General features: G+C 62.1%; 14 protein-coding genes and 6 tRNA genes. 7 read left to right on the top strand and 13 right to left on the bottom strand.

What is annotated here, in order from left to right; genetic code table 11:
• Window positions 1-126: 126 nt before the first annotated feature.
• The 6 genes from BOH68_RS14125 to BOH68_RS14150 all read right to left on the bottom strand — a co-directional run bounded on the left by BOH68_RS14125 (window position 127) and on the right by BOH68_RS14150 (window position 788).
• Window positions 127-201 (bottom strand) — tRNA-Gly (locus BOH68_RS14125).
• A gap of 70 nt (window positions 202-271) precedes the next feature.
• Window positions 272-347: transfer RNA gene (locus BOH68_RS14130), tRNA-Glu, on the bottom strand.
• A gap of 4 nt (window positions 348-351) precedes the next feature.
• Window positions 352-426 (bottom strand) — tRNA-Gly (locus tag BOH68_RS14135).
• 37 nt (window positions 427-463) lie between these two features.
• A tRNA-Glu gene (locus BOH68_RS14140) sits at window positions 464-539 on the bottom strand.
• A 73-nt stretch (window positions 540-612) separates the two neighbouring features.
• Window positions 613-687, bottom strand: a tRNA-Gly gene (locus BOH68_RS14145).
• A gap of 25 nt (window positions 688-712) precedes the next feature.
• Window positions 713-788: transfer RNA gene (locus BOH68_RS14150), tRNA-Glu, on the bottom strand.
• A gap of 264 nt (window positions 789-1,052) precedes the next feature.
• Here BOH68_RS14150 and msrB point away from each other — a divergent pair.
• The 5 genes from msrB to argE all read left to right on the top strand — a co-directional run bounded on the left by msrB (window position 1,053) and on the right by argE (window position 6,703).
• Complete coding sequence (gene msrB / locus BOH68_RS14155) at window positions 1,053-1,475, top strand: peptide-methionine (R)-S-oxide reductase MsrB (protein WP_077378468.1); 423 nt, start codon at window positions 1,053-1,055, stop codon at window positions 1,473-1,475.
• A gap of 205 nt (window positions 1,476-1,680) precedes the next feature.
• A complete protein-coding gene (gene ylqF, locus BOH68_RS14160; RefSeq protein WP_077378465.1) occupies window positions 1,681-2,667 on the top strand; it encodes a ribosome biogenesis GTPase YlqF in 987 nt (328 codons plus the stop codon).
• A gap of 238 nt (window positions 2,668-2,905) precedes the next feature.
• Entirely contained in the window at window positions 2,906-4,144 is a 1,239-nt protein-coding gene (locus BOH68_RS14165) for a pyridoxal phosphate-dependent aminotransferase (RefSeq protein WP_077378462.1), read from the top strand.
• 225 nt (window positions 4,145-4,369) lie between these two features.
• Window positions 4,370-5,269, top strand: coding sequence for a protease HtpX (gene htpX, locus BOH68_RS14170; protein ID WP_077378460.1), 900 nt, complete (start codon window positions 4,370-4,372; stop codon window positions 5,267-5,269).
• Between the two features lie 279 nt (window positions 5,270-5,548).
• Window positions 5,549-6,703, top strand: a complete 1,155-nt coding sequence (gene argE, locus BOH68_RS14175; protein WP_219815846.1) for an acetylornithine deacetylase — start codon at window positions 5,549-5,551, stop codon at window positions 6,701-6,703.
• 90 nt (window positions 6,704-6,793) lie between these two features.
• Here argE and nhaC read toward each other — a convergent pair whose 3' ends face one another.
• Together nhaC and pdxB are read right to left on the bottom strand one after the other, a co-directional pair.
• Window positions 6,794-8,350, bottom strand: a complete 1,557-nt coding sequence (gene nhaC, locus BOH68_RS14180; RefSeq protein WP_077378455.1) for a Na+/H+ antiporter NhaC — start codon at window positions 8,348-8,350, stop codon at window positions 6,794-6,796.
• 372 nt (window positions 8,351-8,722) lie between these two features.
• Entirely contained in the window at window positions 8,723-9,901 is a 1,179-nt protein-coding gene (pdxB, locus tag BOH68_RS14185; protein WP_077378452.1) for a 4-phosphoerythronate dehydrogenase PdxB, read from the bottom strand.
• Between the two features lie 224 nt (window positions 9,902-10,125).
• On the opposite strand from pdxB, the gene BOH68_RS14190 reads away from it, so the two are divergent.
• Complete coding sequence (locus BOH68_RS14190; RefSeq protein WP_077378449.1) at window positions 10,126-10,404, top strand: WGR domain-containing protein; 279 nt, start codon at window positions 10,126-10,128, stop codon at window positions 10,402-10,404.
• 85 nt (window positions 10,405-10,489) lie between these two features.
• On the opposite strand, the gene BOH68_RS14195 is transcribed toward BOH68_RS14190, so the two are convergent.
• Together BOH68_RS14195 and rlmKL are read right to left on the bottom strand one after the other, a co-directional pair.
• Window positions 10,490-10,828, bottom strand: a complete 339-nt coding sequence (locus BOH68_RS14195; RefSeq protein ID WP_077378446.1) for a glutaredoxin family protein — start codon at window positions 10,826-10,828, stop codon at window positions 10,490-10,492.
• Between the two features lie 3 nt (window positions 10,829-10,831).
• Window positions 10,832-13,048 carry a bifunctional 23S rRNA (guanine(2069)-N(7))-methyltransferase RlmK/23S rRNA (guanine(2445)-N(2))-methyltransferase RlmL gene (rlmKL, locus tag BOH68_RS14200; RefSeq protein WP_077378443.1) on the bottom strand — a complete coding sequence of 739 codons (2,217 nt, stop codon included), beginning with the start codon at window positions 13,046-13,048 and terminating at the stop codon, window positions 10,832-10,834.
• Between the two features lie 529 nt (window positions 13,049-13,577).
• Between rlmKL and rmf the strand changes: the two genes are divergently transcribed.
• Window positions 13,578-13,787, top strand: a complete 210-nt coding sequence (gene rmf, locus BOH68_RS14205; RefSeq protein WP_043334308.1) for a ribosome modulation factor — start codon at window positions 13,578-13,580, stop codon at window positions 13,785-13,787.
• Window positions 13,788-14,568: 781 nt separating this feature from the next.
• Here the strand turns inward: rmf and BOH68_RS14210 are convergent.
• The 3 genes from BOH68_RS14210 to BOH68_RS14220 form a co-directional block, all read right to left on the bottom strand.
• Entirely contained in the window at window positions 14,569-15,612 is a 1,044-nt protein-coding gene (locus BOH68_RS14210; RefSeq protein ID WP_077378440.1) for a quinone-dependent dihydroorotate dehydrogenase, read from the bottom strand.
• Window positions 15,613-15,867: 255 nt separating this feature from the next.
• The gene (locus tag BOH68_RS14215) at window positions 15,868-17,001 is read right to left on the bottom strand and encodes a hypothetical protein (protein WP_077378437.1); all 1,134 of its coding nucleotides are present in this window, start codon (window positions 16,999-17,001) and stop codon (window positions 15,868-15,870) included.
• Between the two features lie 260 nt (window positions 17,002-17,261).
• A complete protein-coding gene (locus BOH68_RS14220; RefSeq protein WP_077378435.1) occupies window positions 17,262-22,100 on the bottom strand; it encodes an NAD-glutamate dehydrogenase in 4,839 nt (1,612 codons plus the stop codon).
• Window positions 22,101-22,319 lie beyond the last annotated feature (219 nt).

Below are 22,319 nucleotides of genomic sequence, written 5' to 3' on the forward strand. Positions count from 1 at the left end.
CGAGATTCGATCGGACTGGCGAACCAGCTCGCGACCTTGTCGCATTGCCTTTTCCTCTGGAGCGAGAGATGGGATTCGACCGGGCTGACGTTCAGCTCGCGACCTTGTCACACCACTTGTTCCGAATGGAGCGGGAAACGAGATTCGAACTCGCGACCCCAACCTTGGCAAGGTTGTGCTCTACCACTGAGCTATTCCCGCACCGGGTGTCATGAAGCTGTGCTCACGACATCTGTCTTACTGCTGGCTTGCCACACCATCATGCTCTGCATGGCGTCCCATAGGGGGTTCGAACCCCTGTTACCGCCGTGAAAGGGCGGTGTCCTGGACCACTAGACGAATGGGACGTACTGGAGCGGGAAACGAGATTCGAACTCGCGACCCCAACCTTGGCAAGGTTGTGCTCTACCACTGAGCTATTCCCGCAACACAAGCAGATAATGCGACCACACAAGACCGAAGATGGCGTCCCATAGGGGGTTCGAACCCCTGTTACCGCCGTGAAAGGGCGGTGTCCTGGACCACTAGACGAATGGGACACACTGGAGCGGGAAACGAGATTCGATCGGACTGGCGAACCAGCTCGCGACCTTGTCGCATTGCCTTTTCCTTTGGAGCGGGAAACGAGATTCGAACTCGCGACCCCAACCTTGGCAAGGTTGTGCTCTACCACTGAGCTATTCCCGCACTCCGATCTCTACGCTGCAAGAAGTGGCGTCCCATAGGGGGTTCGAACCCCTGTTACCGCCGTGAAAGGGCGGTGTCCTGGACCACTAGACGAATGGGACGTAACGTTCTTGCCTCGTCGAGGTGGCGCGTATATTACAAAGCCCCCTCCCCTTCGTCAACCCCCTGCTTCAACAGGATTTTTCCGGCGTTGGCCAAGTGCATCCACCACGTGCTTGTGGTCACGCCCTGACGCCCGCATTCTTGGGGTATGTACCGGGTGTCGAGTGAAGACCGGTAGCCATTGTTTCGGATTGCCGCTCACGGGAACTTGCTTGCAGGTTCGCGCGGGCGTCGATTCGAGAAACGCATAGAGAGAAGAGACCATGAGCGAGCAAGACAAGCCGACCCAGGACAAGTTGATCCGCAGTGAAGAGGAATGGCGCAAGCGTCTGACGCCGGAGCAGTATCGCGTCGCACGTGAAGCCGGTACCGAACGCCCCTTCAGTGGCGATCACGAGGTCAGCCCGACACCGGGCACCTATCACTGCATCGCCTGCGACGCGAAGCTGTTCGACAACGACACCAAGTTCGACGCCGGCTGTGGCTGGCCGAGCTTTGATCGGCCCTATGCGGATGCCGCCGTCGAAGAGCATTTCGACACCAGCCATGGTATGCGACGTGTCGAAGTGCGCTGTCGTCGTTGCGAATCCCATCTGGGACACGTCTTTCCCGACGGCCCTACCGAGACAGGGCAGCGCTATTGCATCAACTCGGTGTCGCTGCGCTTCAAGCCGGTGCGCAGCTGAGACGCCAGAGCGCGAGAAGACGATGCCAGCGTTTCTCCATGGCCGAGCGGCCTCTGGTAGAATGCGCCGCCATACGCGTCCCCTCTTCTTGCTGCCTGTCATCTATCGCCACCTCCATTGGTGAGCGACTCCTGACAGGCGGGCGAGGAGGCAGGACAAGAGGTGACAGGACAACCGTCATACCCCTGACGGCAGGAGAAGCAACATGCTGGGCTGGTACCCGGGACACATGCACAAGGCGCGTCGTCAGATAAAGGACGCGCTGCCCGAGATCGACGTGGTCATCGAAGTCCTCGATGCCCGCCTCCCCTACTCCAGCACCAATCCGGTGCTGTCCGAACTGACCCGTCACAAGCCGGTCCTCAAGCTGCTGTCACGTGCAGACCTGGCGGACCCGGCACGCACGCGTGAATGGGTCGAGTATTTCGATGCCCTGCCCGATACCCGTGCACTGGCGATCACCACGCTTGAGGCGCGTGACCTCAAGCAGATCCCGCGGCTGTGTCGCGAGATGGCCGGTCACATCCGTGTCGATCGTGATGCGCGCGTGATGGTGATGGGCATCCCCAACGTCGGAAAGTCGACGCTGATCAATGGTCTGGCGGGTCGCAAGATCGCCAAGACCGGCAACGAGCCCGCCGTCACCAAGCGTCAGCAGAAGATTCGCATCGATGGCGGCATCGCCCTGATCGACACCCCCGGGGTGATGTGGCCAAAGATCGAGGATCAGGCCAGCGCCTACCGTCTGGCCGGCAGCGGCGCGATTCGGGATACCGCCATCGACTACACCGATGTGGCGGTGGTCGTGGCGGCGGAGCTGGCCAGGCGCTATCCCGATGAGCTGATCGCTCGCTACAAGCTCAAGTCACTGCCGGCCTACAGTGCCAACCCTGACGCCGAGCGAGTCGAGAGTGATGGCCCGCGCAAGGTCGACCTGATGGCGCTCTCGGGCTTCAACGGGGTCGCGATTCTGGAAGAGATCGCCAGCAAGCGTGGCGGCCTGCGCGCCGGTGGCATCATCGATCTACATCGCGGTGCAGAGGTGCTGCTGCACGAACTGCGCGATGGCAAGCTCGGGCGCCTGACGCTGGAAACGCCGGCGGACATTCCCGCCGAGCCGGTGCCGGAAGCCAGTGGCGAGACGCAAGATGGCGCACGGATAAGCGAACCGCCTGAGTCCGCGAGCGAATAACGCTACCAGAACAGTGAGATAACGACGGTCGAATTCAGATCTCACTCGCGGACCATGCCTGCAAGCCAGTTGAAAATCCTGCCAGATAACCTCTGGCGGGATTTTTTTCTGCCTGAACATTTCAAACCGCAAATTTAACCACGCTATTGGCCCTTGGCCGTGGCGCGGCAGGCAGGCGGCGCGATATGCTGGACACTCGCCCCTACACCTTACGTGACGGAGATCTACGGAAAGCACCATGGATACCGAGCAAAGAAAGCCCCGCGAAATTCGCAAGTCACACAAGCTGGACAACGTCTGCTACGACATTCGCGGGCCGGTTCTCGAACACGCCAAGCGTCTCGAGGACGAAGGTCATCGCATTCTCAAGCTCAATATCGGCAACCCGGCGCCCTTCGGCTTCGAGGCACCGGAAGAGATCCTGCAGGACGTGATGCGCAATCTGCCGACCGCGCAGGGCTACTGTGACTCCAAGGGGCTTTACTCGGCGCGCAAGGCGATCATGCAGGAGTGTCAGCGCAAGGACATCCAGGGTGTCGGCATCGAGGACATCTACATCGGCAACGGTGTCTCGGAGCTGATCGTGCTGGCCATGCAGGCCCTGCTCGATGATGGTGACGAGCTGCTGGTACCAGCACCGGATTATCCCCTGTGGACCGCTGCCGCCAATCTGGCCGGTGGTCGTGCCGTGCACTATCTGTGTGACGAGGCGCAGGACTGGGCTCCCTCCATCGAGGACATCCGCGCCAAGGTGACCAGCCACACCAAGGGCATCGTGCTGATCAACCCGAACAACCCGACCGGCGCGGTCTACCCGCCAGCCGTCGTGAAGGACATCCTGCAGGTTGCGCGGGAATACGGCCTGGTGGTGTTCTCGGATGAGATCTACGACAAGATCCTCTATGACGATACCGAGCACGTCTCCACCGGTGCGTTGGCCGATGATCTGCTGGTCGTGACCATGAATGGCCTGTCCAAGAGCTATCGCTGCGCAGGGTTCCGCTCAGGCTGGATGATTCTCTCCGGTGACAAGCGCCCCGCCGCCGACTTCATCTCCGGTCTCGACATGCTGGCCAGCATGCGCCTGTGCGCCAATGTCCCGGCCCAGCACGCCATCCAGACGGCACTCGGCGGCTATCAGTCCATCAACGACCTGGTGCTACCGGGTGGCCGTCTGCTGGCCCAGCGTGATGCGGCCTGGAAGAAGCTCAACGAGATCCCCGGCGTCAGCTGCGTGAAGCCCAAGGGCGCGCTCTACATGTTCCCGCGTCTCGACCCGGAGATGTATCCCTTCGAGGACGACCAGCAGATGGTGCTGGAGCTGTTGCTGGAAGAGAAGATGCTGCTGGTGCAGGGCACCGCCTTCAACTGGCCGAATCCGGATCACCTGCGCATCGTCACCCTGCCCTACGCCGACCAGCTGGAAGAGGCCATCGAGCGTCTCGGTCGTTTCCTGGCGCGCCGCCGCAAGAGCTGAGACACCTCTTTCCTGCGGCAGGCTCCCGCAGCACTGAGCCTCGAGACGGCCTGACGCCACGGTGTCGATACCTGCCTCACGAAAGGTCTACGCACACCGGCACGGTGGTGATACCTTCCTGTTACGCGCCATCTGCCCGCCATGTCGCAGTGATTCATCTCACTGTCAGCATGGCGGGCAGATAATTGCGCCTTACCGATAGATTGGCATTGGAGACCTGACCCCATGATGCGGATAGCCCTCTTTCTGATCACCAACCTGGCGGTGGTGCTGCTGGCCAGTGTCACGCTGCGCCTGCTGGGCTTCGATGGCTACATGGAAGCCAACGGCATCAATTACACCGCCCTGTTGATCTTCTGCTTCATCATCGGCATGGCCGGCTCGGTGATCTCGCTGTTCCTGTCCAAGATGATGGCCAAGTCCTCGACAGGCACCGTGATCATCGAACAGCCACAGAACGATACCGAACGCTGGCTGCTGACGACCGTCGAGGAACTGTCTCGCGACGCCGGCATCAAGATGCCGGAAGTCGGCATCTTCCCGGCGCAGCAATCCAATGCCTTCGCCACCGGCTGGAACCGCAACGATGCGCTGGTCGCCGTCTCGGCCGGCCTGCTCAATCGCATGCGTCCCGAGGAAGTGCGTGCGGTACTGGCGCACGAGATCGGTCACGTGGCCAACGGCGACATGGTGACGCTGACGCTGATCCAGGGCGTGGTGAACACCTTCGTGATGTTCTTCGCGCGCATTGCCGCACATGCCATCGACGCCTTCCTGAAGCGAGATGACAACAGCGGCGGCCTGGGCTTCTTCGGCTACATGGCCGTGGTCTTCGTCCTTGAACTGGTGCTGGGCCTGGTGGCCTCGATGATCGTCGCCTGGTTCTCGCGCTGGCGCGAATATCGTGCGGATGCCGCAGGCGCGAGTCTCGCGGGCAGCGGTTCGATGATCAACGCGCTGGCACGCCTCAAGCAGGAACATGAGCTGCCGGACCAGATGCCTGACACCATGACCGCCTTCGCCATCACCACCGGCAAGAGCCGCAAGCTGATGGAGCAGCTGTTCGCCAGCCACCCGCCGCTGGATGACCGTATCGCCGCGCTCAAGGCCGCTGCCTACAAGTAAGCCTCGAGCAGCACCGCACACTTGAGCGATGCAGAAGCCCGCCACGTGAGTCACGAGGCGGGCTTCTTGCGTCAGGGCTGACCCCGCAGACTCCCAAGCATGCCTCGCGGCACATCGTGATCGGCCACGAAGTGCCACAGGGGGTTGCGGCCACGATTGACTTGGCATGCAGGCAACTGCATAAAGCAGACTCCTGCGTCCGTTCAGCGCCAATGTGATCCCCTCGGGCTTTCACACCCGGCCCCTCCCCGAACGGCGCCATGCCTCATGAGGCTCGACATGCAACGCACCCTCGACATCATCACTCGCCTGATTGCCTTCGATACCACCTCGGATCGCTCCAATCTGGCATTGATCCACTTCGTTCGCGATCTGCTGGCCGAACATGGCATCCAGGCGAGCGTGCTTTCGAATGCCGAAGGCGACAAGGCCTCGCTGCTCGCCACGATAGGGCCCGCGGTGGCCGGTGGTGTCGTGCTCTCCGGCCATACCGATACCGTGCCCGTAAGCGGCCAGAACTGGTCCCATGACCCTTATCAGGCCACGCTGAAGGAGGGTCGTCTTTACGGTCGTGGCTCGGTGGACATGAAAGGCTTCATCGGCCTGTGCCTGGCGATGGTGCCGGATTTTCTTGATGCTCCCCTCAAGCGACCACTCCACCTTGCCTTCTCCTACGATGAGGAAAGCACCTGTCTGGGCTGTCTGCCACTGATCGACCACATGCGCGACACGCTGCCCGACGTCGCCGCCGTCATCATCGGCGAACCGACGGAGGGACGCGTAGTCTCGGCGCACAAGGGGGTGCATGACTGGCGCACGGAAGTGACTGGCGTGCCGGCGCATTCGAGCCGACCGGACCTGGGTGTCTCGGCCACGTTCTACGCCGCGCGCATCATCTCGGAGCTGGAGCGCACGGCAAACGACCTGCGCACCCAGGCCTCACGGGGCGAACTGTTCGAGCCCCCGTACTCCACGCTGCACGTCAGCACCATCCAGGGCGGCAATGCGACCAACATCATTGCCAAGGATGCTCGCCTGCATTGGGAGCTGCGCAACCTGCCCGGTGATACCCCTGACGCGGTACGCGCGCGAGTCGATGACTTCACCGCCCGACTGGCCCTCGAGATGCAGGAGCACTCACCGGAGTGCGCCATCCAGACACTGGAGGACTACGCCTCGGTACCGGCGCTCACGCCAGAGCCCGACGGCAAGGCAGAGACGCTGGCCTTTGCGCTGACGGGTCAGCGTGAACGCTGCGGTGTCGGCTTCTGCTCGGAAGCGGGCTGGTTCCAGGATCGCGGTTTCTCGACTGTCGTCTGCGGGCCAGGCTCCATCACGCAGGCCCACAAGGCGGATGAGTACATCGACATCGCCGAACTGGAGCGCTATCGCGAGTTCCTGATACGCCTCACACGTCATCAGTGCACTGACTGAACGCTGGACGCCCCCCTCGAGTGCCCATGAAAAAGCCCGCCGCGTTCACCACGCGGCGGGCTTGCCTGTCTCTGTCACCCAGTACGTCAATCAGCGAGACTCTGCCGTCTCATGAGGGGTATCCAGCACCAGAGATTCGGCCAGCGGAGTCGGCTCTCCGCCATCCGCCTCGTCACCTTCGGCCAGACGCTCCAGCTTGAAGCCGACCATCGCATAGGCCACCGCCAGCACCAGATTGACCAGATTGAACAGCGCAAACGGCAGATAACTGAGAGTCGCGACCCCCAGCGTTGCCGCCATGTAGGCGCCGCAGCTGTTCCAGGGAATCAGTGGCGAGGTGATGGTGCCGGAATCTTCCAGTGCCCGCGACAGATTGACCGGCGCCAGGCGACGGCGGCGGAATTCAGCGCGATACATGCGCCCCGGCAGGATGACCGAGATGTATTGATCCCCGGTCACCACATTGGAGGCCAGGCAGGTGCCCAGCGTGGTGATGACCAGCGAACCGGCATTGCGCGTCGCGCCCAGCAGGCTCTGCACCAGACGCTCCAGCAGGCCGAGTCGTTCGATCACGCCACCGAAGGTCATCGCCGAGAGGATCAACCACACGGTGTTGAGCATGCTGCTCATGCCGCCCTTGGAGAGCAGCGAGTCGATCACCTCATCGCCGCTGTGGGAGACATAGCCATCGAACATCGACATCCATACGCCCTTGAGCAGCGCCATGGCGGTGGACATGTCAGGGACATTCGCCAGTCCCGCCACGGCCTGTGGCTGGAAGATGACCGCGAAGACACCCCCGAGCACCGCACCGATGAAGATCGCCGGGAAGGCGGGCATCTGACGCACGGCCATCACCAGCAGCACCAGCAGCGGAATCAGCAGGTGCAGGCCGATGTTGAACTGCTCACCCAGCTGGGCACGCAGGTTGGCGACCTGCTCCGGCGTCTGCAGGCTGGAGACGGAGTCGTGGCCCAGCCACAGAAAGCCTGCCAGCGCGAGCAGGATGCTGGGAACCGTCGTCCACAGCATGTGACGAATGTGCGCGAACAGCGTGGTCCCCGCCGCCGCCGGCGCCAGATTGGTGGTATCCGACAGTGGCGAGAGCTTGTCACCGAAGTAGGCCCCGGAAATCACCGCACCTGCCGTGATCGCCTCGGAAAGCCCCAGCCCATCGGCAATGCCGATCAGGCCAATACCGATGGTGCCGGCCACCGTCCAGGAGCTCCCCACCGACAGCGCCACCAGCGCGCACAGCAGACATGCCGAGGCATAGAAATACTGAGGCGCGATCACATCCAGCCCGTAGTAGATCATCGCCGGCACGGTGCCACCGAGAATCCAGGTACCGATCATCGCGCCTACCGCCAGCAGGATCAGGATCGCGCCCAGCGAGATCTGGATCCCCTTGTTGATCCCCTCTTCGATATCGCTCCAGCGATAACCGTTCTTGAGGCCGATGACTCCCGCGATCATCGCGCCAGACAGCAATGCCACCTGATTCGGCCCCCAGGAAGCATCGGCGCCGAACAGCACGACCGCCAGCACCAGCATGGCGATGACCAGCACGATGGGGATCAGAGCATCCAGCAGGGAGGGAGGGCGAAAGCCACCGCCCTCGGCTGGTCTATCAGGAGATTGTTGCATTCAGGACACCATCTTCAGGAAATGAGGACGCCGACACGCGCCGTCGTGACGGGCATGGCAGAAGGCACGAGAAACGGGGAGTACGCGGGGAGCCAGCGGGCCACACCACCCTCGGACAAGTCGCCCGGGGCGCGCCCTGACATCTGTCGTCAGCGTATTTTTGGGCGACATTATATCGACCAAGGTCGCAGTCCGAAACGTCCGAGAACCGGTTTCATCTACCGGGTCACCCGCCCCACATCCGTACCTGAGACGAGAACGCCCCTGCCAGCGAAGCTGACAGGGGCGTTCTGACTGCCTGACGATCGAGATCCGTCACTCGGCCTCGACACCTCCTGCAGGTGGATATCGCAGGAGAGATGACATGTCACATCATTTGCTGGCCAGCTTCACACGCGAGAAGCCGAAGCCTTCCAGCACTTCACGCAGCTCACGGGCGTTCTTCTTGAGTTCGACGCGCAGCGTGGAGAACTCGCGACGCAACGGATATTCACGCCGATAACGCAGGAAGCCCTCGGCGTTGCCGAAGCGGCGCTGATAGCGACGCAGACCCAAGGCATCGCGGCGCACGTCGTAACAGGCCCGAACGCAGAGACCGAGGGCCTCTTCCGGCGGCGCCCACCCCGTCAGCACCAGCTTGCGAAGCCACGGGTCCGGCTTCAACTGGCCCAGCTTGCGCCGTGCCGGCAGGCCGAAATGCCGGCAGGCCTGCTGATAGATGATCTCGGTTCCCTGCATCTTGCCATCCAGACTGTGTCCGGCGATGTGCGGCGTGGCGATATCCACCAGTGATGCGAGCTCCGCATCGATGTCCGGCTCGTTCTCCCAGACATCCAGCACGGTCAGCAGATCAGCCTGTTCCAGCAGACGCTGCTTGAGCGCGGCAGTATCCACGCAACCACCGCGTCCTGCGCTCAGCAATACGCTGCCGGGCCTCATGGCACGGATGCGCTCGGCATTGATCAGGTGATGGGTCGGGTACTCACCGCCTGTCACCATCGGGGTATGCACGCAGATGACATCACACTCGGCCACGAGATGATCGATATCGACGAAATTCAGCGCTTCTGCCGCCTCCTCTCCCGACTCCTGCGCCAGCGCGCGCGGAGGATCACAGACCAGCACCTCGGCGCCCAGCGACTCGAGACGCTTGATCAGCCTCGAGCCGACCTGACCTGCACCGACCACGCCGAAACGACGATTGAGCTGCAGATCGAAGCCTTCCTGCTCCGCCAGATGCCACAGCGAGGACAGCACGTAATCCACCACCGAATCGGCATTGCAGCCCGGCGCATTGGTGAAGTGAATCCCTGCCGACTCGAGCCATTCGAGATCGACATGATCCGTGCCGATGATCGGCGAGCCGACGAAGCGCACCCGAGTGCCCTTCAGCAATGCCTCATCCACCCTGAGCGTGGAGCGGCAGATCAGCATGTCGGCTTCCTTGAGGACGGCATTGGTGATCTCGCTGGTCGGCAGACAGATCACTTCCCCGAATTCAGAGAAGAACTCTTCTGCCAGAAGGACGTTATCATCCACGATGATGTGCATCTGTTGCCTTGTTCCTTGCTGTGCCGGTGGGTAGCGTTGCGGTCGTTGCCGCGCGCATGGCGTCTTGCAAAGCTTCTGACTTGCCGCAAGGCATGCGAAGATTACAATGGTATGATTCAGCGTTCGCCGCCGTGCCATCTTAGGCGTACGCAGCATGCGCCACAAGCCTGCAGCGCCTTGCGAGCCATCCACATGCCACCTCTGTTTCACCTCGGGAGTCACGCGTGATCATCCGCTGGGAAAGCCATCATGATTACGTCCTGGTCCATGTACATCAGGACATGTTCGGCGACTGGATCGTCAGTCGCTCCTGGGGCCAGATCGGCACCCAGTTCGGCGGACTGAAGCACGATCTGGCGGAAAGCTACGAGCAGGCCATGACCTGGGTCAGTGACCTCGCTCACATCCAGGCCTCACGTGGCTTCACCAAGGTGCTGGAGGCTACGGCTGACAGCCCCGAGGCCGAAGATGCCATGCGCCAGATGTCACTGCTGGAAGGCTAGGCCGCCGCAGGGACCCGCAGACAAGAAGACCGCCGCTACCTTGAGGTAGCGGCGGTCTTTCGTTCAGGCCCGGACATGATGCGAATCAGCGCAGAACGCGACGCCCATGGCGCATGACATGCCCCTGCGGCTCGACGCCTGAGTCACGCCTGGCAGGGGGCGTCCGATCGACGCCCTGCTCGACGCCCTGCGCGCGCAACCAGCCCGGCAAGGCCTCTTCGCCATCTGCCAGCGAGTACTCTGCACCCGATGCGCTTGCCAGCACGGGAATGCGTGTCGCGTAACGCTCGCTCAGTTGCGCGTCGAAGGCGATCTCGACCCGCGTGAGCGTGACATCGACCCCCAGCGCCTGCAGCGTGGCTTCCAGCCGAGCACACAGATGACAGCCCGCCGTGGTGTAGAGCCACAGCGGGACGCTGGCCATCGCTCAGCCCTTCACGTCGCTGGCGCGACGGATGCGGAAGACGTGGTGGATATCCGGACGGCGCTTGAAGTCCGGGTCCAGCAGCTTGCGTGACAGGTCTTCCACCACATGATGCTGGCTGACGCTGTCATCCATCACGAAGCGACGATGGTTGTTGGAGAAGATCAGCGTGCCGCCCGGGGCCAGGCTGGCCATCGCCAGGTCAATCAGGCGCGCGTGATCACGCTGGATATCCAGGGTGCCTTCCATCTTCTTGGAGTTGGAGAAGGTCGGCGGATCCAGGAAGATCAGGTCGAACTCCTCGCGGGAACGTTCCAGCCACTTCAGGCAGTCGGCACGCACCAGCTGGTGACGCTTCTCGCTGATGCCATTGAGCTTGAAGTTCTCGCGGCCCCAGTCCAGGTAGGTATTGGACATGTCGACGCTGACACTCTCGCTGGCACCGCCCAAAACCGCGTGCACGGTGGCCGTCGCGGTATAGCAGAACAGGTTGAGCACCCGCTTGCCGTCCGCTTCCTTGCCCAGCAGCTTGCGCACCGGACGGTGATCCAGGAACAGGCCGGTATCCAGGTAGTCCTTGAGGTTCACCCACAGTCTGGCGTCGCCTTCCTGCACCTCGATACGCTGACCGGAGCTGTCCTGGCGGGTGTACTGCGCCTTGCCCGCCTGACGCGTGCGTTGCTTGATATGGATATCGTTGGGCGAGCAGCCCAATACCTGCGGAATCGCCGCCAGCGCATCCATCAGACGACGCTGCGCCTGACTGGCATCCACGGACTTGGGCGGCGTGTATTCCTGCACGTGCACATGACGCCCGTAGATATCGATGGCCAGCGCGTATTCCGGCATGTCGGCATCATAGAGGCGATAACAGGTGGTACCGCTCTGCTTGAGCCAGCGAGACAGCGTCTTCTGGTTCTTCTTCAGGCGATTGGCGAACATCTGGCCGCCCTCGCTGAGTGCCGGCTGACTGCGGGCATCTTCCGCCACGCTGTCCTCGTCGACCGCTCGCTCACGCGCTGCCACGTCGATCATCAGCAACTTGCAATCCAGCTGACCGTTGCGGAAGGCGTACTGACGATGCGCACGCAGGCCCAGACGGTGACCGAGGTCCGGGTTGCCGGTGAACATGCCCAGCGTCCAGCCGCCGAAGTGACGCTTCATGCGCTCACCGAGGCTTGCATAGAGCGGCACCAATGCCGGCAGCTCACCCAGACGCTCGCCGTAGGGCGGGTTGGTCATCACCAGGCCGGTGGTGGCGCCCTCAGGACAGGTCAGCTCGGCGACGGAGGCGCCTTCCAGCTCGATCAGGGCCGGAATCCCGGCACGCATGGCGTTGGAGCGCGCGGCAGAGATCGCCTGCGGGCTATGATCACGCCCGAACAGACGCGCGGTGACCTTGCGGCGCCCGGCGATGGCACGCTGCTCCATCTCCTCGCGCAGGCCTTTCCAGATACGCTCGTCATGACGCCCCCAGTGGCGGCAGGCGAAGTCTTCATTCAGCGACTGCGGGGCGATATCCGCCGCCATCAAGGCCGCCTCGATCAGCAGCGTGCCGGAACCGCACATCGGGTCGACCAGGCTCTCACCCCGCGCCGCACGTGCCGGCCAATCGGCACGCATCAGCAGTGCTGCGGCCAGATTCTCTTTGAGTGGCGCATGGGCGAGGTCGGGGCGGTAGCCACGCTGATGCAGGCTGCGACCCACCAGGTCGATGCCCAGGGTGATGAAGCCATTGTGCAGATGCGCATAGATGCGCAGATCGGCATTCTTGCCATCGACGGTCGGCTTGTGGCGACCTTCCTCGAACATCGCCTCGACGATGCCATCCTTGACGGTCTGAGCGCCGAAGAAGGTGTGTCGAATATCTTTCCATGTTCCGTGAAAATCGACGGCGATGGAGGCACGATCCGGCAATTCCATTGCCCAGTCGACGCCGGCGCTCGCCTTGCGCAGCTGCTCGCCGGTGTCGACGCCGCCCACGCGGGTCAGCAGGCGAATGATGCGATTGGCCAGGCGTGACCACAGAATGGTGCGGTAAGCCGTCTCCTGACTTCCATTGAAGTGGACGCCGGCCACGGTGGTGCCGGTCACCTCGGCACCCAGCGACGTCAGCTCGTCAGCCAGCAAGGTCTCGAGGCCACGCGGACAGGTCGCAAACCAGGTGGAGAGCGGGTTGCTGGGGGCGCGCGGCGAAGTCGCAGAAGTCGTGTCAGTCATGAATCTCTCACCGGCAAAGGCCGGACTTATTCCTGTGAGTTGGCTTCTGGCACTAGCGATATTCCTATACGGCTGTCGACAAGCCAGAGGCAGTGTTCTAAAAACTATAGGTGTAGCTACAATTCGGAAAGGTGACACGCCAAGCGAAAAGGAGGTTCACGGAGCGAAACCCTCATTCAGGCAGCATGCCCGACTGCATCTCGGTGACCATTGCCACCGATGAAACAGGATTCTGATGACACAACCTTCAGAGCAGAGATCCGGGCCTGCAGTGACCTATCCACCATCACGCTCGAGCATGTACTGGCAAGACCCTCCATCATCTCACATCCACGGCCTTTCCCGACACGGCTGGTCAGTGGCCACTGAGGTGATGAAGCACGAGGCCGGCAGTGACCTTCGGGTCATCGGCCTACTCTCTCACTCGGCAAGCCATGCTGTATCGAGTCGCTGCCACCGGACGATGTCTCCTCGAGAGACACCACGACAGTGACTCCAATGCCGATGGGTTCTCACATAGAGGTCATCCATGAAGAGACAGAAACGTGATCGCTTTCAGCGTGCCTATGTTCACGGCTACAAGGCCGGCGTTACCGGTCGTTCCCGTGATGATTGTCCCAGTATCGATGTCAATCTACGTGAATTCTGGATGAGTGGCTGGCGCGAAGGACGTGGCGACCAATGGTCTGGCATGACCGGCGTGTCCGGCATCCACAAGAACCCCATGGTGCTGTCCTGAGCCCCAGCGGGCTCCGGCAATGGACAAACCAGGATACTCCCACCGGGATGTTGATTCCCGTCCCGATGACTTTCAGGATGCATGACGTCAAGGAGTGACACCTGAAGATGGCGCCTGGCGCCTTTCACCCCGCCCACGCAGCCTGATGCGCTGCGCAAGCGGATTCTCCGGCATCAGTCTACCGGATCGCCTGATCAATGGCGCCGGAAGGCACGTACAGAGAGGACTCGAGGTGTTCACGGTGACTCAGTCGATGCTGATGTCACCCGGAAAATCCCAAGGACGTCGCTTAGCGACATGACAAGCCACCAGGGAGGTAACGCCTTATTTCTATCTTGAAGACGCACGGCACTGTCAGGCGCGTGAAGCAGTAGGCAATGGGGCCGACTCGCTTCTCCGCTTGAAAGGCCGAGATGTTGGCGCTCGTGTCGATTCCCTCGCGACATGGCTCCAGAGAATGCGCGGCAGGCGACGGCCTGCATGAACGACGGTTCAGCGCGGAGCACGACACGGGCAAACGTTCACCTTGACTGCATCAGCAGGCTTCTTGCAGGCCTGCTATCACCATCCACGGACCCGATGAGCTCGATGGGCCAATACCCGACCGCCGTTCCTGACGGCAAAAGCGCTTCGCATCGTGCACGCTGGCTGGACATGGCAGCCAACACGGCAATGTCAGTTCACGAGACACATCGCTGACACTGCCACATCATCATTCACGCCGGTACCGAGGCCGCCTTCTGATGTCAGGAGGCGGCTCTTTCGTTGTCTGGCTGTCTGATCACAGCTTGATGAGCGTATCCGCCTTCTCCAATGCACGCGCGCACTCTCCGATCAGCGCCGGGCCGCGATAGATCAGCCCGGAATACAGCTGAACCAGATCCGCCCCCGCGGCAATCTTCTCACGTGCACTCTCGCCATCGGTGATACCGCCCACACCGATGATCGGCATGTTCGGCAGCGCTTCACGCAGGCCACGAATCACACGGGTGGAGGATTCACGCACCGGTGCGCCGGAAAGTCCGCCCGCCTCCTGCGCATGCGGACTACCCGCTACCGCCGTACGCTCGATGGTGGTGTTGGTGGCGATGACGCCATCGATGCCGTTGTCCGCCAACGCCCGCGCCACGAACAGAATCTCTTCACTGTCCATATCAGGGGCGATCTTGATCACCAGCGGGACCTTCTTGCCACGCTCGGCATCGAGTTGATCACAGCGCTCGCGCAGCCCCGCCAGCAACTGATTGAGGTGGTCCCCGAACTGCAGATTGCGCAATCCCGGCGTGTTGGGCGACGAGATGTTGGCGGTGATGTAGTCGGCGTGAGCATGCACGGCCGCGAGGCAGACCAGATAGTCGTTCAGCGCATCATCCACCGCCGTGGTCAGGTTCTTGCCGATGTTGATCCCCAACACGACACCGGAGGCACCATGCGCCTGACTGGCCTTGACCTTCGCGACCAGATGCTCAACCCCGGCATTGTTGAAGCCCATGCGGTTGATGATCGCCTGGTGCTCCGGCAGGCGGAACAGGCGCGGCTTCGGATTGCCAGCCTGCCCTTTCGGCGTCACCGTGCCGACCTCCACGAAACCGAATCCCAGGGCGGCGAGCGCATCGAGGTGATCGGCATTCTTGTCGAGACCGGCAGCCAGCCCGACACGGTTGGGGAATTCTAGGCCCATCAGCGTCACCGGGTCACGTGGTGCCTCACCGCCCAATCCACGCGCCATGCCAAGCCGATGGGCCATGTCCAGGGCGTTGAGCGTCACACCATGAGCCGTTTCCGGATCGAGCTTGAACAGAAGCGAGCGAGCAAACGAGTACATGGTGATCTCCAGGCAGCAGCGACAGGGGGCATGACGACAGCGGAACTGGGCGCGAAGTATACCCGAAGCCCGTCGCGACAGACACTCCGCCGGACGCGATTGCCTCAGGCAAGAATGACGAGGGAGAACGAAGAGAAGTGACAAAGAGAAGTGACGAAGATGAGGCACAGAGGAAGGCGGCAAGGAAGCGACACACGAAGGAAGGCGGCCCCGAGGGCCGCCTTCCTTGTCACTGTCAGGGTCTGATCGCTGGACTTATTTGACGTCCAGCTGACGCACCCGCACGGTGTAGTTGTTGACCCCTTCCATGGCAGTGCCGAACTTCTGACCGCTGACCCACACGGTGTAGCGCCCCGGTTCCAGCACGGTCTCGAGGTGGAAGTCGCCCTCGAAACCTTCGCCCTTGTCGCTGGCAACGGTATTGCCGTTCTCATCCAGCAAACGCATCTGCAGCTTGTAGGTACCTTCACTGCCCGGGAAGGTCTCGCTGTCGATGGTCACGGTGCCGCGATCTGAGACATCGAAGGTCATGACCTCGCCCTTCTCGCGAATGCGCACATCGGTGACGATCTCATCGAAACGACGGTCCGGCTCCGCTTCACTCTCGGTGACAGCAGCGCTGCCGGTCGCCGCCGCCGTAGTGGCAGACGCAGAAGAGGCAGCTTCGGCCGTGCCAGTCGCCGTGCTGGCGACGGCTTCACCGGCAGTAGCGCTACCTTCCGCGGCAGCGTTGCCGGTCTCGGCGGCCTTCTGCTCGCGCGCCGCCTGCTCAGCCGCGGCCACGGTGGCCGGCTTGATGGTCGCCACTTCATCGTCTGCATCGACGAAGGCAGTGCGGCGGCCATCACCATCGGTGTCCAGGAACACCAGACCGTCACCGGTCTCGATGCCGCTTTCCTCGGCGGAGAGCTTCTCACCGCTCTCGCTGAGGCCCGCCACGTTCACTTCATAGGTATTGCCACCCGACTTGCCGGCACCCAGCTTGTCGGCGCGTACGCGCAGCTTGTAGACCCCGGGCTCCAGCTCGACATTCATGTTCAGGCCATCCGATGCCCTGTCACCCGTGCCCGTGGCGATGATCGCACCCTGCTCGTCTTCCAGGCTGGCATTCAGGGTGTAGGGATCACTCACATCGAAGTTGGCGTTGCCGTCGATCTCATAGCGCCCGGCTTCCTTGATGGTGAACTGATGGACACTGGTACCACCGAACTGGAAGTTCTGGCTGTGGGCATCGCTGCGCGGCTTGAGAAACTTGGAGATGTCCAGCTTGCCCGCAGCGGCTTCGGCACGCTGCTGTGCAGGGCTGCCATCTGCCAGCACGGCCTGGGATGCGAAACTGGAGAGGCCGAGCGCAATGGCGCAGGCAAGGGGTAACGCACGTTGTGACATGGTGTCTCTGCCTTGTTGTACTGAAGTTCTTGAAAACGTAAGCCGACCGCTGCCATCGCGGCAACCATGCGGCTCAGGAAACAGGGGTTGCACTCGCTGCCCTCAGCATACCAGACCCTCGACGACAGTTACCTTACCCCAGCCTTGGCAATCGCGATTTTCTTGATTGCACAAAAAAACCCCCGCCATTGGCGGGGGTTTCGTTCAGCGATGACGCTTACAGATGTGCGTATCGCGGGTCAGCAGAGTTCCTGCCCGGCTCACGCCTCGCGACGGGACTCGGCCAGATCGACCAGTTCACGCAGTGCGACGGCGAACAGCGGGAAGCTCAACTGGGCACCACTCTTCATCTCGCCGAGCAGTGAGCACCAGCGGCTGACCAGTCCTTCATGGCTTGCCATCCAGTTGTCGACACGCTCATCGATCTCGCGCGGGGCATTGTCCTGCTTGAGCACGCTGACGGTCAGGGCCAGCTGCTGACGATCCAGGTCATCACGGAAGCTCTCGCGCGCCTGGGCCTGCCAGCTGTCCTGCACCTCGAGGCCGTTGATCTTGTCGCCGACCCACGGCAGCTCGAGACGATGGCCGATGCCGTAGAAGGCTTCCGCCACACGGTTGATCTTCTCGCCGGTCACCTTGGCGGCCTCGATGATGCCGAGACCGGCATACAGGCTTGAGGTCGCCGCGATGGTGCTGGCCAGCGCTTCCGGAACGCCTGCCTCGACGTAGTGGTCGCGACGAGCCTCCCAGTGCTCGCGGGCTTCGCCCTTGAGGCGCTCGCCGATGCTCTCGGACAGCTGAGCCAGACGCGGCGCGAAGTGCGAGATGCTCTCCTTGACGCCCATGCTGCTGCGCTGACGCAGGAACCAGCGGGTGGCGCGACGCATCAGGCGCATCAGATCGCTCATCATGCGGTACTGCATGTCGGCCGGCACCTGGTGATCCAGCGCCTCGATCTGGGTCCACAGCGCTTCCAGGTTGAAGCTGTCACGCGCCACGATGTAGGCACGCGCAATCTCGGCCTTGCCGGCACCGGTGGTGTCTTCCAGGCGACGCACGAAGGCGATGCCCATGTGATCCACCAGGTCATTGGCAATCTGGGTGGCGGCGATCTCACGCTTCAGACGGTGCTGATACATCTCCTCCGGGAAGCGCTCCATCAGCACGCGCGGGAAGGCACGCTCCAGATGCTGCTGCACGTAGCTGTCATCCGGCACGTCAGAGGCGATCAGGCTGGTCTTGAGATCGCTCTTGGCGTAGGACACCAGCACGGACAGTTCCGGCAGGGTCAGGGCTTCACCGGCATTGGAACGCTCGATCAGCGCCTCATCGGAGGGCAGGAACTCGAGTTCACGATCCAGGGTACCGGCCGCTTCGAGTTCATTGATGAAGCGACGGAAGACGCCCATGCCTTCCTTGGACTGCAGCTCGGAGAGCGACAGTGCCTGGGTCTGGCGATAGTTGTCCTTGATCACCAGCTCGCCGACCTCGTCGGTCATCTCGGCCAGCTGCTGGTTGCGCTGCTTGTCGGTCAGGTCACCGCGGGCGACGATGTCGTCCAGCAGGATCTTGATGTTGACCTCGTGATCCGAGCAGTTCACGCCACCGGCGTTGTCGATGAAATCGGTGTTGACGCGCACGCCACGCTTGGCTGCGGCTTCCATGCGGCCACGCTGGGTCAGCCCCAGGTTGCCGCCCTCTCCGACCACCTTGCAGCGCAGCTCGTTGCCATTGATGCGCAGACCGTCGTTGGCCTTGTCACCGACATCGGCGTGAGTCTCGGTGGAGGCCTTGACGTAGGTGCCGATACCGCCGTTCCAGATCAGATCGACCTGCGCCTTGAGTATCGCGTTGATCAGCTCGTTGGGCGCCAGGCGGTCTTCGCGGATGTCGAAGACTTCCTTCATCTGCGGCGTGATGGTGATGGTCTTGGCATCACGCGAGAACAGACCGCCACCTTCGCTGATCAGACTCTTGTCGTAGTCGTCCCAGCTGGAACGCGGCAGACGGAACAGACGCTCGCGCTCGGCGAAGCTCTTCGCGGTGTCCGGGTTCGGGTCGACGAAGATGTTGCGGTGGTTGAAGGCACCGACCAGACGGATCTTCTCGGACAGCAGCATACCGTTGCCGAAGACGTCACCGGCCATGTCACCGATACCGACCACGCTGAACTCGTCTTCCTGGATGTTGATGCCCATCTCGCGGAAGTGACGCTGCACACTGACCCAGGCGCCCTTGGCGGTGATGCCCATGCCCTTGTGGTCATAGCCGTTGGCTCCACCAGAGGCGAAGGCATCGCCCAGCCAGAAGCCGTACTCGTTGGAGATGGCATTGGCGATGTCGGAGAAGGTCGCGGTGCCCTTGTCCGCCGCGACCACCATGTAGGGGTCGTCTTCGTCATAGCGCACGACGGCGTTCGGCGGTACCACGTCACCACCGGACAGGTTGTCGGTGATGTCGAGCAGTGCGCGGATGAAGATCTGGTAGCAGACGATACCTTCCTTCTGGATCACGTCACGGTCGTTGCTTTCCGGCATGCGCTTGCAGACGAAGCCGCCCTTGGCACCCACCGGCACGATGACCGCGTTCTTGACCTGCTGCGCCTTGACCAGCCCCAGCACTTCGGTGCGGAAGTCCTCGTGACGGTCGGACCAGCGCAGACCACCGCGCGCGACCTTGCCACCGCGCAGGTGTACACCCTCGACGCGCGGCGAGTAGACGAAGATCTCGAACATCGGACGCGGCTTGGGCACGTCCGGAATCTGACGGGTATCGAGCTTGAAGCTGATGTAGTCCTTGGCCTGACCATCTTCCGCCGGCTGGAAGAAGTTGGTGCGCAGCGTGGCCATCATCAGATCCACGTAGCGACGCAGCAGACGGTCGTCGTTGAGGCTGGAGACCTGATCGAGCAGACCATTGATGCGCTCGCGGCAGGCGCTGACGTCATCCTCATCGCCCTGTCCCTGCGGGTCGAAGCGCAGGTTGAACAGCTGCACCAGCTCGCGGGTGATATCCGGATGGCTGCCCAGGGCATTGGCGATGTAGGCCTGGGAGAGGCCGAAGCGGATCTGCTTCAGGTAACGCGCGTAGGCACGCAGCATCGCCACTTCACGCCAATCAAGGCCGGAGCCGATGATCAGGCGGTTGAAGGCGTCGGATTCGGCTTCACCGGACCAGATCTTCTTGAAGGCTTCGATGAAGCTCTCGCGCACTTCGGACAGCTCGACTGCGCCCTTGCCGTGATGCTCCAGATCGAAATCGTGGATCCAGCAGGTGGCATCGCTGCGCTCGATCTCGTAAGGACGCTCGCCGATGACGCGCAGCCCCAGGTTCTCGAGAACCGGCAGCACGTCGGACAGCGGAATCGGCTGATGCTTGTGGAACAGCTTCAGGTTGACACCCGAGTTGTCATCCTCGACCAGACGATAGGTGCTCAAGGCCACGACATCGCCTTCATCCAGCGCACGCAGATGGCCCACGTCGTAGACGGCGGTGCGCGGCGAGAAGTCATCACGGTAGCTGCCCGGGAAGGCATCGCGATAACGGCTCATCAGTTCATTGGCCTGCTCTTCACCGAAGCCTTCAACCATCGCGGCATGCAGCTCGTCACGCCAGCTGCGTGCCAGCTGGGCGATCTTGTTCTCCAGCGCGCGCATGTCGTACTGGCCAGGCTCGTCACCCTTGAAGCGCAGGATGAACTGGATGCGTGTCAGCACGGACTCGGACAGATACGGCGTGAAATCACCGAAGGTGGCATCCAGCTCTTCGCAGAGCAGATTCTGGATGCGCACGCGCAGGTCGGTGGAGTAGACATCGCGCGGCACGAACACCAGCACGGAGAAGAACTTGCCGAAGCGGTCTTCACGCACGATCAGTCGCACGCGACGACGCTCACGGATATTGAGGATGCTGGTGGCGGTGCGGGTCAGCTCATCCGTGGAGATCTGGAAGAGGTCATCACGCGGATAGACTTCCAGAATCTGCAGCAGGTGCTTGCCGTTGTGGCCCTTCGGGTTGACCCCGGCGGCCTCCATGACGTCCTGCACCTTGCGACGCAGAATCGGCACGTTGCGCGGACTCTGGTTGTAGACCGTGGAGGTGTAGAGCCCCAGGAAACGACGCTCGCCGATCACGCGGCCTTCGGCATCGAAGCGCTCGACAGTGATGTAGTCCGGATAGGCCGGACGGTGCACGCGGGCGTGGAAGGCGCTCTTGGCGAAGGACAGCAGCTCCGGGATCAACACGTACTGATCGCTGTTGACGCTCTGCTGATGGCGGGACTGCTCGTGATAGCGCTCGAGGTCCAGCTTCAGGACGCCAAGCTCGGAACCCTCGACCTTGCTCAGCACGCGAGTGCCGTCGTCCTGCTCTTCGACGGTGTATTCGTCATAGCCGAGGAAGGTGAAGTGATCGTTGCCCATCCACTCCATGAACTCGCAGGCTTCCTGGTGATCCGCCTCGGACACGGTGGCAGGACGGTTGTCACGCAGCTCTCTGAGCGCCTGAGCCCCCTGGGAGCGCATGGCCTCGAAATCCGCCACGGCGACCCGCACTTCAGCCAGCACTTCACTCAGGCTGTTTTCCAGATCTTCGAGCATCTCGCCATCGTTGTGACGATCGATCTCGATGTAGATCAGTGACTCGCGCGTCTCGGGAGCGTTCTCGGCGCGCGGCGCGGTCACGCGCTCCAGCTGACCGGAGGCATCGCGCGCCACGGCCAGCACGGCATTGTGGATGGCATGCACGGTGATGCCGCGACGATTGAGCTCGATGCGCACCGAGTCCACCAGGAAGGGCATGTCCGGGTGCAGCACTTCGATGATGGTATGGGTGGACTGCCAACCATGCTTCTCGAAGTCAGGGTTGTAGGCGCGCACCTTGGGGGCAGCGTGACTCTGCAGGAAGTGCCATATGGCCAGAGTGGAGCCGTAGAGGTCATCCAGCTTGCGCTCGGCCATGTCCTCGAAGGAAGCCGTCGCATGATAATCGCGCGCAAAGGCCGCGATTTCCTGCACCTTGTCCTTGGGAAGTCGCTTGTCCAGCTGCTCTTGGAGCTGCGCAAGGAATTCCTGCTTGCCGTCCGTCGCCACGTGTAGCATCAATCACCTCGACTGACCTGATGGAAGTATCAGGAAGAATAGTCATAGAGAGCCCACGCTCGCACCCGTGACAGGATGCCAAGGCGCAGGCTCATGCAGTGCATCACAGACTAGCGCAGTCTGTGCCTCGGCCCCATGCCTGTTCCATATTGGTCATGCTGCATGACATCTGTGCATCGGGTATTGACTTGCGCCTCGCGTCATGAAACGAAAGTCTAA

The organism is Cobetia sp. MM1IDA2H-1, assembly GCF_002916775.2.
In the GTDB taxonomy this organism is placed as follows: Bacteria; Pseudomonadota; Gammaproteobacteria; order Pseudomonadales; family Halomonadaceae; genus Cobetia; species Cobetia marina.